Genomic DNA, 14,169 nt, shown 5'->3' with positions numbered 1-14,169 from the left:
GTTAGGCTCGAAGGTTTCTCACCATGACCGCGAACAGCGGTGAGTCGGCGAAGGGTTGCCGCTCGCCGACCTTCACGTAACCCCATGACTCGTACAGTGCCTGCACCTTGGGGTGTGTGACGTCGACCAGGAGCACGGCCAGGTCTTCCGGACGCTCGCTCAGCAGCGCCTCGTGCAGTTGCTCGGAGATGCCTTGCTTGCGCCATGGGGGCCGCACCATGATCTCGGACACCGCGTAGGTGGAAGTGTGGCTGTCGGCCGGTTCATAGGGGGTGGAGCGCCACCATTCCCGGCCGGGTGTGGCCGGAGCGCCGTAGGCGAAACCGGTCCGCTCCTCCCCGTCGTACGCCACCACGCAGGTGAAGCCCTCCGCGTCCGACCAGTGGTCTACGAACCACGCGAAGCGCTGGTTGAACGGGTCGTCCATGGCGTCGGCGTAGGCGTCGTCGTGCACGTCGATCAGCATCTGGCGGAAGCCCTCGGGGAGGCTGCCGTGCTTGAAATGCCGCAGGTTGATCACGCTCGGCTCCATTCGTCCCGCATGCGGTCCGCCCACTCCCGCGCTGAGGCGGTGGAGGGGGCCAGATGGAACAGGTCCCGGTGGAAGTCGCCGATCCTCGTGCGCATCCGACCGGGCAGGGGATTGTTATCCATGATCGTGAAGGCCTCGGATGCCGTGGTCGTGGCCTGATCGATGTCTCCTTGATGGAGTTGGGCGAGGGCGAGCTGGATCGTCACCATCGCCCTGTTGCGACGGAAGGCGGGCGGGATCCTGGTCAGGGCGCGGTGTGCCATGGCTTCGCCGTGGGTGTGGCGGCCGCTGCGGTTCTGGACGATGGCGCCCAGGTGGTTGAGTTCGCCCGGGCCATAGAAAGCTGTCCACCGTGGACGCTCCCGCTCCGGGGCCTTGGCAAGGCTGTCCTGAGCGGATCCGAGTGAGCGCAGCGCGCTGCGGCTGTCGCCGAGAGGTGCGTACGCGAGAGCCGTGCGGATCTTGCTCAGTGAATCGAAGAACGGGTCCCTGCGCGCCTCCTGCGAGGCTTGTGCGGCCTGCGCCGCCGCGAGCGCTTCGGGCCAGTTTCCGCGCTGGTAGGCCAGCGCGGAGAGGCTGACCCACACGCGCATGTGCGTGAGCCCGTCCTGGGAGAGGCCCGCGTATGTCGCGGCCTCGTTCAGGTGGCGCAGGCCCTGATCCAGATCGCGTACGTCGATGCAGGACCAGGCCGCCATGCCCGTGTACTCGGCGGCCAGCGCGTACAGGGCTCGGCGGACGCGCTCGGAGGCGTTGCGCTGCTGCAACGCCAGGACGGCGTCACGGCCACGGAGAGCGTCCCGCTCCAACTGCGCGTGTCCCCCCCGGTGGTCATCCGCGTCGAGGAGGGCGTTCATTCCGGCGGCTGCTCTGGCCACGTCCGACATGCCGACGGCGCGTCGCTGGGCCACCAAGGGCACGGCGGCGGCCGCGGTCCCGGTGGCCGAGGCGAGGAAGGCACGACGCCGCACGGGGTCCTCCTGCGGGTGTTGCATGGTGCGTGGTGCGCTGAACCCTAAGTCCTCGACACGGCAGCTGAACACCCGCTCCAGAGCCGCGCATGTGCGTCCGATGGGGCGGCGAGAGGTGCCGTTCAGCAGATTGCGGACCGTTCGGTCGGAGACGTCACCGGGCCTGCCGGTGATCTCTGCCAGCGCAGCGTTCATCCGACCGGCCAATTCGTCCTGGGTGAGCCCGAGTTCCTTCATCCGGCTCTTGAGGACGGCGTTCGCTCCCATGACACCGACGGTAGCCCTGTGGTCACCGACCGAACCAGACCCGAGGTCACGGGGACGCAAAGTCTTCTGGTTCTGTGCAGCCGGGTGGGGTGCCACTCTTCCTGTTCCCGCCCGGTCAGAGGTCGTTGACTCGGTATCAGCCGACGGGGGGCGGGCCAGGTTCCCCTTCCCCGCCCCCCGTCGGCATGGAGGAGAGCCCGCCCCGACGCACCCGCTGCGGGGGTGGGCGTCCAACCTCGGAGGGATGACCCGTGACCATGACCTCAGCCAGACCGACAGCGACAGGCGCTCCCGGCTACACCGAGACCGTGCCGTGCGAGCCGGAATCAGCGCGCCGCGCCCGTCTGCTTGTGTCCGCCGCTCTGAACACCTGGGGTATAGGCGAGTTGGCCGAAGTCGGGACGCTGATCGTCTCGGAGCTGATCAACAACGCTGTGGACCACACGCGGTGTCGCGTCGTTCGTATCGTGGTGCGGCGTGAGACGGACGAGGTGGTCCGGATCGGCGTTGCCGACAAGTGCCGTGACACCCCGAAGCCGGGCTGCCCTGACGGCGACTCCGAGAATGGCCGTGGCCTGCTCCTGGTGGAGACCCTGAGTTGGCGATGGGGCTACGACCTGCATCGCTGGGGCAAGCTCGTCTGGGCCGAGCTGAGGGCGTCGGACGCATGCTGACCCCGCGCATCTCCTTACGGCTCATGACCTCTGAGGAACTGATCGGCGACCGTTCCAGCTCTGGGCCTGCGCTCCCCACTGCCAGGCCGCCAGATCGACTATCCCGACCAGCTGAGAACGGGGGCGTCCTTCCGTGGAGTGGCCGTGGATCACCGGTGATTGCTGGCTCGGCTGCGGACGTACCGGAGTCCTGGTGATCTGGCTCGGCCCGGTGCAGTGGGACGGGCAGCACGCCCCCTTCTACGCGTGCGAGCCGTGCCTCGATCGCCTCCAGGCCCAGGCGCTCGCCTACTTCATGGAGCGGCGACCGGCATCCGCTTGATCAGACACCCGGCACACGACTTCCCGGCGTGAGGGAGGCAGCCCGCGAGGACTTCCTACGCGGAGTACGTCCCCTCGTGCCGGGCGGCCAGGAGCCGTCCGGGGAGCAGCCGTCTGGCAACGCTCCCGTGACGGCACCTGGTGGGCGCTCCAGCCCATTAACACCCCAACGATTAAAAGGAGTTGAAGCATGACGCGCAGCACTGTAGTTCCCAGCCGCACCGAAGTACGCCCCCAGATCCCCGGGGCGTCGGACGGCTTCGACCTGGACGTCTCCCTCGTCGAGATCGCCGACCCGGCCGGCCTGGTCAACCTGACCGACGACAACTGCGGGTCCACCTGCGGCGCCTGCACCACCAACGTCGCCTGACCCGGACCCCGGATCACCCCGGTCTGGTGCCGCTGCGTCTCCGCGCGGCGGCACCAGCCGCCCGTCCCCTCACCTACGGAGGTACTTGGTGGTTGCTCCGCCCGCAGCGTTCCGCACCGGTTCCACCGCTCTCGTGCGCGCCGTGGCCCGGCCGTCGCTGCCGGTGCCTCCGTGCCCTGACCTCGATGACCGCTCGCCCAGTGGTTCGTCTGCCCGCGTGGCGTGGCTACGCGCGGTCTGGGCGAACAAGGACGTCGCCGAGGCGCTCCAACACTCCAGCCCGGTCCTGGCCGCGCAGGTACGGGCTCTGTGCACGGCCGAGCATCCCGCCCTTCGGGATGTGCGGCGCGCGGCGCTGTCCGTGGCCCGCTACCTGCTGCGGGCCCAGCACCGGGCGACACCTTTTGGCCTGTTCGCCGGCGTGGCCACCGCAGGGTTCGGCCCGCAGGCGCGGGCCGACTGGGGCGAGGAGCACGTGGCCGTCGGCCGGGCGGGGGCAGAGTGGCTGGCTGCCGTGGTCGAACGGTTGGAGTCGTGCCCGGACCTCCTCGAACGGCTGCCCGTCGTCGTCAACAACACCGTGACGTACCGGGGGGACCGGCTCATCGTGCCGTTCCAGCCCGACGTCCAGGACGACCGGACGCGCGCGGTCGAGGCGTCTCTGGCCCTGACCGGACCGGTGCGCGCGGTCCTGGCCGCGACCCGGGCGCCGATCCGGTTCGGCACTCTCGTGGACAAGCTCCAGGCGGAGTTCCCCGGGGCCGGTCCCGAGAAGGCGCGTCAACTGCTGGCGGAGTTGATCCGGCGGCGGGTTCTGATCACGGGCCTGCACGCTCCGAGCACCGAGACCGATGGCCTCGGGTATCTGGTGGGCCAACTCGACGCGATCGACGCTGGAAGCCTCGCCCCGGTCGCGGAGACCGTACGCGAACTCCACGCGGTCCGGGCGGGCCTGGGGGAGTGCGCCACGCACGGCGGCCGGGACAGCGTCGCGGCGCGGATGCGAGACCTCGTTGCTGGCCTGCGTCGCCATCCCGTAGCGCTCGACCTCCGCCTGGACGCGCAGATCGTTCTGCCGGAAGTGGTCGCCCGAGAGATCGAGCGCGCCGCTCTCATCCTGACCCGCTTGAGCATCCGCCCGTACGGGACCGCCGCGTGGAACGAGTACCACCAGCGGTTCTACGAGCGGTACGGCATCGGCACGATGGTGCCGCTCACGGAGGCCGTGGCGGACAGCGGCACCGGCTATCCCGACGGCTACCCAGGCGCTCCGGCCGGCGCACCCAGGCCCCGCGTCACCGCTCGGGATGACGCCCTCGTACGGCTCGCTCAGACCGCCGCGCTCGACGGCCGCGACGAAGTGATCCTCACGGACGAACAGATTGAGGCCCTGGACGTGGGTCCCGACGAGCCTCGGCTGCCACCGCACTTGGAGATCGGAGTGCGGGTGCACGCGGCCAGCCTAGAGGAATTGCAGCTCGGGCGGTTCCGGCTGGAGGTCATGAGCGTGTCCCGAGGCGCCGGCGTCTCCACGGGCCGATTCCTCAGCGTCCTGGCCCCCGCCGAGCGGGAGGCCCTGGTCACAGAGCTTGCCGACCTCCCCGCCGCAGACGGCAACACCATGCCCGCGCAGCTCTCCTTCCCTCCCCTGCTCCCCGAGAACGCCCATGTCACCCGCTCCCCACAGGTTTTACCCACCGTGATCAGCCTTCAGGAGCACCGCGCCCCGCAGGACATCGTCCTCACCCCGGAGGACTTGGCTGTGGGGTGCGACGGCCGCCGTATGTACCTCGCCGCCCCCGAGCGCGGACATCGCGTCGAGGTCATCGCGATGCACGCTCTGAACCTCCACACCCACACCCCGCCGCTGGTGCGGTTCCTCACCGAACTGTCCCGCGCCCAGTGCGCGCAGGTCACTGTCTTCGACTGGGGCGCCGCAGCAGCCATGCCGTTCCTTCCACGTCTGCGGTACGGCCGGACCGTGCTGGCCCCGGCACGCTGGCGGCTGGAAGCGTCCGAACTGCCCGTCCATGCCAGCCCTCGGGCCGAGTGGGACGCTGCGCTAAGCGACTGGCGTGCCCGGCGGAGGCTGCCGCGCCGCGCTTACCTCGTAGAGGACGACCGGCGCCTCTTCCTCGACCTCGACGAGGCCGGCCATCGTGCGCTCCTGCGCAGACACCTCGACCATTCCCACCTGGCCGTGCTCGTTGAGGCCCCGGAACCAGAGGCGTACGGCTGGTGCGGCGGGCGAGCCCACGAGGTCGTGGTGCCACTCAAAGCAACCAGGCCGTCGGCATGGCCGCCACTGCCATCCCCCAGCCGGACCCGTGCCCTGTCTGCGGCCCAGATGCAGACGCCCGCCGCTTCCCCAGTTCTTTTAGCCGCTCTGTACGGCGACCCACGCCGCCAAGACATCTTGCTCTCCCGGCACTTGCCTGGCCTTCTCGAACAACTCGGTAACCCGCCATGGTGGTTCATCCGCTTCCGCGACCCTGATCAACACCTCCGCGTACGCATCGCCCTCAACAACCCGGAAGCCTTCGCCGACACGGCCCGAACGGTGAGCGCCTGGGCCGACGAGCTACGAAGCATCGGCCTGCTGGCCGACCTGCGCTATCCCACCTCCTACCGTGAGATGGGCCGCTGGGGCTCCGGCACCGCATGGGAGGCGGCTGAGGAGGTCTTCCGGGCGGACTCGCGCGCCATCCTGGCCCAGCTCGCGCAGCCACAGCGCCCCGGACTGCGCGCCCTGGTGGTGGCCCACACCGCCGCCATCGCCTCCGCGTTCCTCGGCACCACCCAGGCTGGGATGCAGTGGCTGATCGACCATGTCTCGCCGACCGCACCGGTGCCCGTTCCACGCCCGCAGTTCACCGAGGCTGTACGGCTCGCCGACCCGAGCGACGTCTGGTCGGCCCTGCGCAGGGTCCCAGGCGGAGACGCCATCGTGTCCGGATGGGCCGACCGGGAAGCGGCACTCGTCGCGTACCGGCCGCACCTGCCCGGCCCGGACACCCAGGGCATCGCCGTCGACGACGTCCTGACCTCCCTGCTGCACGTCCACTTCGTGCGCCACGTCGCCGTGAACTTCCCGGAGGAAGAGGTATGCCTCTACCTGGCGCGCGCCGCTGCCCTGGCCTGGGCCGCCCGCACCAGGGCGAGGGCGTCGTGACTGCCCACGCCGCGCTCGGCCTGGTCGACGCCATCGCCGCCCAGCTCGCCGATCCCGACACCGTGCCCCTCGGCTCCAGGACGCTGACCTCGGACCGGCAGCACCTTGCTTACGGCCCACCCGGAATCGCCCTGCTGCACATCGAGCTGGCCGCGAACGGACTCGGCTCATGGCACCGCGCCCACGCCTGGCTCGCCGCCGCCTCCCGGCAGCCGCTTACCAGCGGTCCGGACAGCCACCCGTTCTACGGGGCGCCCGCCTTCGCCCATGCCCTGGCCTGTGCGGCCGATTACCTTCCCGGCTCCTACCAGCGTGCCCTTGACGCGGTGGACGGACAGATCGCGGCCGATGTCGGGCGCCGTCTCGATGCCGCGCACCGCCGCATCGACGCCGGACGCCTGCCGCAGCTCGCCGAGTTCGACGCCATCCGGGGCATCACCGGAAACGGCGCCTACCTACTCCGCCGAAACCCCGGCAGCCCCACGCTGCGCGCCGTTCTCGACTACTGCGTGCGCCTCACCGAACCAATCACCCACCACGGCGAGACCCTGCCGGGCTGGTGGACGGAGACCGGACCCTCCGGCAACCCGGACGACCGATTCCCCGGTGGACACGCCAACACCGGTATGGCGCACGGCATCGGCGGCGTCCTCGCGCTCCTGGCCCTCGCCGCTCGGAACGGCTCCGTCACCGACGGGCACCATGCGGCTCTGCGCACCATCCTGACCTGGCTGGACCGCTGGAAGCAGAAGGCCGACGGCGGACCGGCCTGGCCGTACTGGGTCACCCAGGGCGAGCTACGCAGGGGGCGTCTCGTCCCGTCAGCCCTCAGGCGGCCGTCCTGGTGCTACGGCACCGCCGGCCTCGCCCGCGCCCAGCAACTTGCCGCGCTCGCCCTCGGCGATACCAGCCGCCAGATCGACGCGGAGAACGCACTCGTGGCCGCCCTCGCTGACCCCGGACAGCTGAAGGCCACGACGGACAACGGCCTCTGCCACGGCTTCGCCGGCCTCGCCCACGCTGTCACGCGTACAGCCGACGACGCTCACCCCTCGACCGCGGGCCAACTCCGCGCCGCGATCCCGGCCCTCCTGGCTGCGGTCATCCCACCGGGCACCGACCCCGAAGTCATGGCCACGGCGCTCATTCAGGACGAGAAGGGCGGCCCCGGCCTCCTCGACGGCGCCGCGGGCGTAGCCCTGGCCCTCCTCTCTCCCAGCACCGCGGCACCACCCCGGTCCGCCTGGGACGCATGCCTCCTTATTGCCTGATCCACCGACCGAAGGACCTCTATGCCTCCCGACCGCTGGCAGCAGCACAACATCACCTTCTCCGACCGCGAGAGCGCCCGGCGCACCATCGCCGAACGCCTCGGCCCCGCCCTGATCGAGGCCGAGGCCGACGGGCAGCTCACCGGCTGGTGGTTCATGAACAAGCAGCCCTGGCCGTTGCGTTACCTCGCGGACAAGCCCTCGCCATCCATTGAGTTGCTCCTGAGCGATCTCATCGGCGACGGCGTGGCCGTGTCGTGCCTGCCCTGCGTCTACGAGCCCGAGACCGACACGTTCGGCGGACCCGAGGCCATGGATGCAGCCCACGAACTGTTCCACAGCGACTCCCGCCACCTGCTCACCTACCAGCCGAACCCGACGCACTTCGGGCGCCGGGAGACCGCCGTCCTGCTGGCGAGCGTCATGATGCGCGGTGCTGGACTCGACTGGTTCGAACAGGGCGACGTATGGGCGAACGTAGCGGCCCTTCGACCGGCCACCAATCCACCACCACCCAAACAAGCCGCCGAACTGGCCCCGGCCATGCGCAAGCTCATGACCGCCGACGCCCACAGCCTCTGCCGCCCGGATGGCCCACTCCACGCACACGAGGAATGGGTAACCGCCTTCGAACGAGCCGGAGCCACGCTCGCCGAACTCGCAGGCCGCGGCGCCCTCACCCGTGGCCTGCGAGCCGTCATCGCCCACCACGCGATCTTCCACGCCAACCGCGCCGGTCTCCTCCGCGACGACCAGAGCGCCCTGTCCCACATCGCACGAGAGGTAGTCATGGGAACGAGTGACCACACCGAGTCGCCCACCGAGGCAATGGCCGACATCGCTAGCGTCAGCGCGGTGAACATCGACACGATCACCACCCCCACGGCGGACGCCGAGCGCCTCCGCAACGCCCTGGTCGACCAGCTCCGTGCGGACGCGCACGCCCGCACGCCCGCTGTCGAAACCGCGTTGCGCGCTGTGCCCCGCCACGTGTTCGTGCCCGAGGCGTCACTCGAAGACGCCTACGCCAACGCACCGGTGCACATCAAGTACGACACCGACGGCACGTCCATCTCCTGCGCCTCCCAGCCGGGCGTCGTCGCCCTCATGCTGGACCAGCTCGGAGCCCAGCCCGGCGAGCGCATCCTCGAACTCGGCGCCGGCACTGGCTACAACGCCGGTCTGCTCGCCCACCTGATCGGTGAGAGCGGACACGTGACCACCCTCGACGTCGACGACGACCTCGTGGAGAGTGCCCGCACGCACCTCGCCGCCGCCGGAATCACCAACGTCGAGGCCCTGACCCGCGACGGGGCACTCGGCTACGCCGAAGCAGCGCCGTACGACCGGATCATCGCCACGGTCGGCGCGCACGGCGTACCGCACGCCTGGCTGCAGCAGCTCGCACCCGGCGGCCGGCTCCTCGTCCCCCAGCGCCTCAAGGGCACCGTCTCCCGCTCCATCGCCTACGAGCAGCGCGACGGCCGGTGGGTGTCCCTCGGCAGCGAGATGAACACCTTCATGCCGCTTCGGCGGGGCATCGCTGACGACGACCGCCGAGTGATCCCGCTCAGTACGGACGGCGCCGTACGACTCCAGGCCCCCGCCGGGCTCAGCATCGACGCCGACACCCTCGCGGGTGTACTTGACCAGCCGCGCACCGAGGAGTGGACCGGCATGACGGTCCGCGCCATGGAGTCGCCGGAGTGGATGGAACTGTTCGTCACCTGCTCCCTGCCCTCCGGTCTGATCCGGATGCTGTTCCCCCAGAGTGTCAAGGGCACACTGCTCACCGAGGACCCCTACCCCTCGTCGACCGCGGTCGTCGACAAGGGCGCCGTCACCTACCTCGCCCGGCGCCTGTCCAAGGAGAAGACCCCCGAGGGCGACAAGCTCTGGGAGTTCGGCGTCATCGGCCACGGCCCCGGCAGCGACGAACTGGCCGCGAAGGTCGCCGACACCATCCGCACCTGGGACAGGGAGTACCGAGGCCGTGAGGCCACGTTCGAGATCCAGCCCCTCGACGCCCCCGCCATCGAAGAGCGCCCCAGCCTCTTCGCTCTCGACACCCCGCTGAACCGCATCGTCGTCGACTGGCGATGACGCCCCGCACGTAGCGGACGGCGCCCGCTGGCACACGGCTGGCGGGCACCGTCGCCTCACCAGTCCTCATTCTCGCCCCGGGGGATCCATGGACCCGCACGGACCCACAGCCCAGCGCTTCCCGCTCGTCGCCCGATTCCGGCCCGCCTGCCTGCCCTTGCCCAAGCGCGTGCGCAGCCTTGTCGAACTCGCCGACTCTGCTGTGAAGAAGGGCGACCAAGGGCTTGCATCGGCCGTCTACAACCAGGCCGCGCTCATCGCCTCCGACCTCGACCTCCCCGACCTCGCCCGAGAGATGTGCCACCAGCACGCCGCCGCCTACCTCCACGCCTGCCCCCTCCCCGGCATGAGCGCGATCCGAGGACTGGAACCCGTCGTCAATCTCGCTCGCCTCCAGATCCGCGCCGGCCACGCCGATGAGGGCCGTCAACGACTCCTCAACCTGTACAAGGCCGTCGAGGCGGGCACAGCCGCCCGGTTCGAGGGCGTCACCGTATCCGCGGACCTCACGGCGACCGGCGAAGACCGCCATGAGGTCCGCGCGTGGCTGTGGCGCGTCCTCCTCGCAGACGGCACACGCACTCTCACGACCGAGGGACGCTGGGCCGAGGCCCTGGCGCACATCGAAGCCCACCATGGCATCGGACAGCGGATGCTCGACGGTCGACAGGTCGCCGTACTCACCGCCCTCGCTGCGGGTGACACCGCGTGGGCAGCTGCCCTCCTTGCCGACACGATGCCCGGCGATCCGTGGGAGCAAGCCGTCACGGCATGTCTGACCGTTCTATGCCGCCACGACGCCGGGGAGCCGATCGACGGCCACCTGGCGGACCTGGTGACGGCCTACCTGGGCCGGAAGACCGAACCTGGGATGACCGTCTTCGACACCCGGCTCGGACTTACAGTCCTCGACGCGATCGGCTCCGCCGGGGCGCTCGCCGCGCACCGCATCGTGGAGGACCTCCACCGCAGGACGACGGACGCCGAAGACGGCTACGTGGCCCGCGAGAACTTGGCTCATCCTCTGTTCACCGAGATCGCCACGGACCGGCAAGTGCAGGACTGTCGCGCGTTGGTGCGCGCCTGCGCCCTCGGCGCAGGGACCATCCCAGACGAGCTGCAGGGAGAACTGGCATCGGCTTTACGCGCCAGCGACCGCGTGATCCGGGCGAGTCTCGTGCAGCCGTTCGATGCCGGACGTACACCCTCTGCGGAGAGAGCCTGATGGAACGCGCGAGCCTGGGAGCTCGCCGACAAGACGATCACGAAGGTTGCGCGGGATCTGGGCGTGAGCCCGGCCGACATGCCGGCCGGACCTGACCCCATGGCGAGGGCGGGGTCGTAGAACCCCGCCCCAATCCAGCGAAACCCCAGGTCAGGGCCAAACAAGGCAATAAGGTTGATGCCCCGCCTCATGCAACCGATGGCTGAAGTCCTGCCATTCGTGCAGCAGCTGGTACACGTTGAACGCGTCGCGCGGGCCGCCCCGGTCCGGGACCGTCGACCAGATGAAGGCTGCCGCGCCGACCGCCTCCTCGCCTATGTCGCGCAGGGGGTCGACGACCGTCATGGGGAGTTTCACGACCGCGTAGTCGGGGTGGAGGACGACCAGTTCGAGCGGGGGCACCTTGTGCAGGGGGACGCCTTCGATGCCCGTGAGGACCATCGCGGCCATCGTCTCGGGCTTGATCTTGGTGAACATGCCGCCCATGCCGAGCTCGTCGCCGCCGAGTTCCTCGGGGCGCATCGAGATCGGGACGCGGGCCGCGGTCGCGCCGTCCGGCGCGCCGAAGTACTTGTACGTCACCCCCACCCGACCACCATTCCTGCTCCCCGCCCGGAGGCGATCGACCCGGCGGTCGACTCGCCGGTCGCCCTGCTCGGGGTCATTCGGTACACCCTGGTTCATGCCCTGGCTCCGACGCGCTTCGTCACGTCCCTCGTTGGCTTCCTCCGCGTCGCGCCGGTGCTTCCCCCGCCGGGCACGTCGAGGACCCAGGTCATCAGTCCCCTCGCCCAGTCCGCCACCGCGATGCATATCTCCACCCGACTGCTTTTCTAGGACGCGTGGCCCCGGCCGCGCAACCCGATCATCGTGTCAGTGACCTCCCCCACGGTCGCCCGCCGAAACGTGCGTTGAAACACCTGCCCGCAGGATCTTCGCAGCCCCTCGACACTCGGTCGTTGTGAGCTACGTCTATCAGCCTCAGTCCGTCTCATATCAGGCTCGGTCCGTCTCAGTTTCGCAGATGACGGCCGGCGGGGGAGGGGCCACCGCCTCCACCGTCTCCCTGCCCCGCGGCCCACCGCCTTCCCGCCCCGTGGTCAGCCACCCCCGCTGGCCTACCCTGGGAAGTCACTGGCAACCGGAGTCCAGCAAGTCGGAGAAGGTCGGAGAAGCCGCAGGTCATGAGCGAACTGCCCTATTCATACGATGCGCCTGTCTCGCAGGCCCTGTTCGACCGCGCGGCCGCCGTCACGCCGGGCGGTGTGAACTCGCCGGTCCGTGCCTTCCGCGCCGTGGGCGGGACGCCCCGTTTCATGGTGTCCGGAACCGGCCCGTATCTGACCGACGCCGACGGGCGGGAGTACGTCGACCTCGTCTGTTCCTGGGGGCCCATGATCCTCGGGCACGCGCACCCCGAGGTGATCGCCGCCGTCCAGGAGGCCGTCGCCCGCGGTACCTCCTTCGGTACACCCGGTGAGGGCGAGGTCGCCCTCGGCGAGGAGATGGTCGAGCGGATCGAGCCGCTGGAGCAGGTGCGGCTCGTCAGCAGCGGGACCGAGGCGACCATGTCCGCGATCCGCCTCGCCCGTGGGTTCACCCGGCGGACGAAGGTGATCAAGTTCGCCGGGTGCTACCACGGGCACGTCGACTCGCTGCTCGCCGCGGCCGGGTCCGGGGTCGCGACCTTCGCGCTGCCCGACACCCCCGGTGTCACCGGCGCCCAGGCCGGCGACACCATCGTGCTGCCGTACAACGACCTGGAGGCCGTGCAGGAGGCCTTCCACCGGCACCCCGGTGAGATCGCCTGCGTGATCACCGAGGCCTCCCCGGGCAACATGGGCGTCGTCCCGCCGCTGCCCGGCTTCAACCAGGGACTCAAGGACGCCTGCCGGGCCAACGGCGCCCTGTTCATCTCCGACGAGGTGATGACCGGGTTCCGGACCAGCCGCGCCGGGTGGTTCGGGATCGACGGCGTACGGCCCGACCTCATGACCTTCGGGAAGGTCATGGGCGGTGGGTTCCCCGCCGCCGCGTTCGGGGGGCGCGCCGACGTCATGGCGCACCTCGCGCCCGCCGGGCCCGTCTACCAGGCCGGCACCCTCTCCGGGAACCCGGTCGCCACCGCCGCCGGCCTCGCCCAGCTCCGCCTCCTCGACGACGCGGCGTACACCAAGGTCAACACCGCCTCCGAGCGGATCCAGGCGCTCGTCTCCGAGGCGCTCACCAAGGAAGGCGTCGCGCACACGCTGCAGAGCGCCTCCAACATGTTCTCGGTGTTCTTCACCGACCGGCCGGTGCGCGACTACGAGGACGCCAAGGCGCAGGAGTCCTTCCGGTTCACCGCCTTCTTCCACTCGTTGCTGGCGAACGGCGTCTATCTGCCGCCGTCGTCCTTCGAGTCCTGGTTCGTTTCCACGGCCCACGACGACCGGGCCATCCAGCGGATCGCCGACGCCCTCCCGGCGGCGGCCCGAGCGGCTGCGGAGGCCACAGCAGCATGACCAGCCCCAACAACAGCCCCAGCAAAAGCCCCAAGAGCAACAGCGACCTCACCGTCGTCCACCTCATGCGGCACGGCGAGGTCGCCAACCCGGACGGGATCCTCTACGGCCGTCTCGCCGGCTACCACCTCTCCGAGCTCGGCCGGCAGATGGCCGACCGGGTCGCCGAGCACCTCTCCTCCCGGGACATCCGGTACGTCGTCGCGTCGCCGCTGGAGCGGGCGCAGGAGACGGCGACCCCGATCGCCAAGGCGCACGGGCTCGACCTCGCCACCGACGGGCGGCTCATCGAGGCCGGCAACGTCTTCCAGGGCAAGACCTTCGGCGTCGGCGACGGGGCGCTGAAGAACCCCGGGAACTGGAAGCACCTCGTCAACCCGTTCAGGCCGTCCTGGGGCGAGCCGTACGTCGACCAGGTCGTCCGGATGAAGGGCGCGCTGGACGCCGCCAAGGACGCGGCCCGCGGGCACGAGGCCGTGCTGGTCAGCCATCAGCTGCCGATCTGGATCGTGCGGTCCTACGTCGAGCGGCGCCGGCTGTGGCACGACCCGCGCAAGCGGCAGTGCACGCTCGCCTCCCTGACGACGTTCACCTACCAGGGCGACCGGATCGTCTCCGTCGGCTACACCGAGCCCGCCATCGACCTCGTACCGGCCCATCTGCGGGCCGGTGCCAAGCCGGTGAAGGGACAGGCGCCGGGTCAGGGCAAGGCGTTCGGGGCCTAGCGCCCACCGCGCGCAACGCATTCCGGCCGTGTCT

Annotated in this window: 12 protein-coding genes; 9 read left to right on the top strand and 3 right to left on the bottom strand. The window is 70.2% G+C overall.

The genetic code is table 11. The annotated features are described in order from the left end of the window. Nucleotide 1 precedes the first annotated feature (1 nt). Both ACLZN2_RS33840 and ACLZN2_RS33835 read right to left on the bottom strand, forming a co-directional pair. Entirely contained in the window at nt 2-532 is a 531-nt protein-coding gene (locus ACLZN2_RS33840) for a GNAT family N-acetyltransferase (RefSeq protein ID WP_416983227.1), read from the bottom strand. Next, nucleotides 517-1,770: an XRE family transcriptional regulator gene (locus ACLZN2_RS33835; protein ID WP_416983226.1), complete on the bottom strand. Its 1,254-nt coding sequence runs from the start codon at nt 1,768-1,770 to the stop codon at nt 517-519. The genes ACLZN2_RS33840 and ACLZN2_RS33835 overlap by 16 nt, the downstream gene beginning before the upstream one ends. A gap of 257 nt (nt 1,771-2,027) precedes the next feature. Here ACLZN2_RS33835 and ACLZN2_RS33830 point away from each other — a divergent pair, with 257 nt between their 5' ends. From ACLZN2_RS33830 to ACLZN2_RS33800, 7 genes are all read left to right on the top strand, one after another. After that, a complete protein-coding gene (locus tag ACLZN2_RS33830) occupies nt 2,028-2,444 on the top strand; it encodes an ATP-binding protein (RefSeq protein ID WP_416983224.1) in 417 nt (138 codons plus the stop codon). Between the two features lie 133 nt (nt 2,445-2,577). After that, a complete protein-coding gene (locus tag ACLZN2_RS33825) occupies nt 2,578-2,766 on the top strand; it encodes a hypothetical protein (RefSeq protein WP_381701893.1) in 189 nt (62 codons plus the stop codon). A gap of 189 nt (nt 2,767-2,955) precedes the next feature. After that, the gene (locus ACLZN2_RS33820; protein WP_016825826.1) at nt 2,956-3,135 is read left to right on the top strand and encodes an FxLD family lanthipeptide; all 180 of its coding nucleotides are present in this window, start codon (nt 2,956-2,958) and stop codon (nt 3,133-3,135) included. A gap of 217 nt (nt 3,136-3,352) precedes the next feature. Further along, complete coding sequence (locus tag ACLZN2_RS33815; protein ID WP_416983223.1) at nt 3,353-6,307, top strand: lantibiotic dehydratase; 2,955 nt, start codon at nt 3,353-3,355, stop codon at nt 6,305-6,307. Further along, nucleotides 6,304-7,578, top strand: coding sequence for a lanthionine synthetase C family protein (locus tag ACLZN2_RS33810; RefSeq protein WP_416983222.1), 1,275 nt, complete (start codon nt 6,304-6,306; stop codon nt 7,576-7,578). The genes ACLZN2_RS33815 and ACLZN2_RS33810 overlap by 4 nt, the downstream gene beginning before the upstream one ends. Nucleotides 7,579-7,599: 21 nt before the next feature. After that, nucleotides 7,600-9,681: a methyltransferase, FxLD system gene (gene fxlM / locus ACLZN2_RS33805; protein ID WP_416983221.1), complete on the top strand. Its 2,082-nt coding sequence runs from the start codon at nt 7,600-7,602 to the stop codon at nt 9,679-9,681. A gap of 88 nt (nt 9,682-9,769) precedes the next feature. Continuing rightward, nucleotides 9,770-10,906, top strand: a complete 1,137-nt coding sequence (locus tag ACLZN2_RS33800) for a hypothetical protein (RefSeq protein ID WP_416983219.1) — start codon at nt 9,770-9,772, stop codon at nt 10,904-10,906. A gap of 150 nt (nt 10,907-11,056) precedes the next feature. On the opposite strand, the gene ACLZN2_RS33795 is transcribed toward ACLZN2_RS33800, so the two are convergent. Continuing rightward, nucleotides 11,057-11,719 carry a hypothetical protein gene (locus tag ACLZN2_RS33795; protein WP_416983218.1) on the bottom strand — a complete coding sequence of 221 codons (663 nt, stop codon included), beginning with the start codon at nt 11,717-11,719 and terminating at the stop codon, nt 11,057-11,059. A gap of 371 nt (nt 11,720-12,090) precedes the next feature. Between ACLZN2_RS33795 and hemL the strand changes: the two genes are divergently transcribed. Together hemL and ACLZN2_RS33785 are read left to right on the top strand one after the other, a co-directional pair. After that, nucleotides 12,091-13,410, top strand: coding sequence for a glutamate-1-semialdehyde 2,1-aminomutase (hemL, locus tag ACLZN2_RS33790; protein WP_416983217.1), 1,320 nt, complete (start codon nt 12,091-12,093; stop codon nt 13,408-13,410). After that, nucleotides 13,407-14,135, top strand: a complete 729-nt coding sequence (locus tag ACLZN2_RS33785; RefSeq protein ID WP_416983216.1) for a histidine phosphatase family protein — start codon at nt 13,407-13,409, stop codon at nt 14,133-14,135. Before hemL ends, ACLZN2_RS33785 begins: the two co-directional genes overlap by 4 nt. The last annotated feature ends 34 nt before the right edge of the window (nt 14,136-14,169 follow it).

It is taken from the genome of Streptomyces sp. T028, assembly GCF_048159505.1.
Taxonomy (GTDB): domain Bacteria; phylum Actinomycetota; class Actinomycetes; order Streptomycetales; family Streptomycetaceae; genus Streptomyces.
The sequence above is the reverse complement of the archived record's forward strand: the minus strand, read 5'-3'. Positions and strand labels throughout refer to the sequence as shown.

Bases quoted from the DNA above. Each gene is read 5' to 3' on its own strand.
- ACLZN2_RS33840 (WP_416983227.1), bottom strand. From the start codon at position 532: ATGGAGCCGAGCGTGATCAACCTGCGGCATTTCAAGCACGGCAGCCTC.
- ACLZN2_RS33835 (WP_416983226.1), bottom strand. From the start codon at position 1,770: ATGGGAGCGAACGCCGTCCTCAAGAGCCGGATGAAGGAACTCGGGCTC.
- ACLZN2_RS33830 (WP_416983224.1), top strand. From the start codon at position 2,028: ATGACCTCAGCCAGACCGACAGCGACAGGCGCTCCCGGCTACACCGAG.
- ACLZN2_RS33820 (WP_016825826.1), top strand. From the start codon at position 2,956: ATGACGCGCAGCACTGTAGTTCCCAGCCGCACCGAAGTACGCCCCCAG.
- fxlM (WP_416983221.1), top strand. From the start codon at position 7,600: ATGCCTCCCGACCGCTGGCAGCAGCACAACATCACCTTCTCCGACCGC.
- ACLZN2_RS33800 (WP_416983219.1), top strand. From the start codon at position 9,770: ATGGACCCGCACGGACCCACAGCCCAGCGCTTCCCGCTCGTCGCCCGA.
- ACLZN2_RS33795 (WP_416983218.1), bottom strand. From the start codon at position 11,719: ATGCATCGCGGTGGCGGACTGGGCGAGGGGACTGATGACCTGGGTCCT.
- hemL (WP_416983217.1), top strand. From the start codon at position 12,091: ATGAGCGAACTGCCCTATTCATACGATGCGCCTGTCTCGCAGGCCCTG.
- ACLZN2_RS33785 (WP_416983216.1), top strand. From the start codon at position 13,407: ATGACCAGCCCCAACAACAGCCCCAGCAAAAGCCCCAAGAGCAACAGC.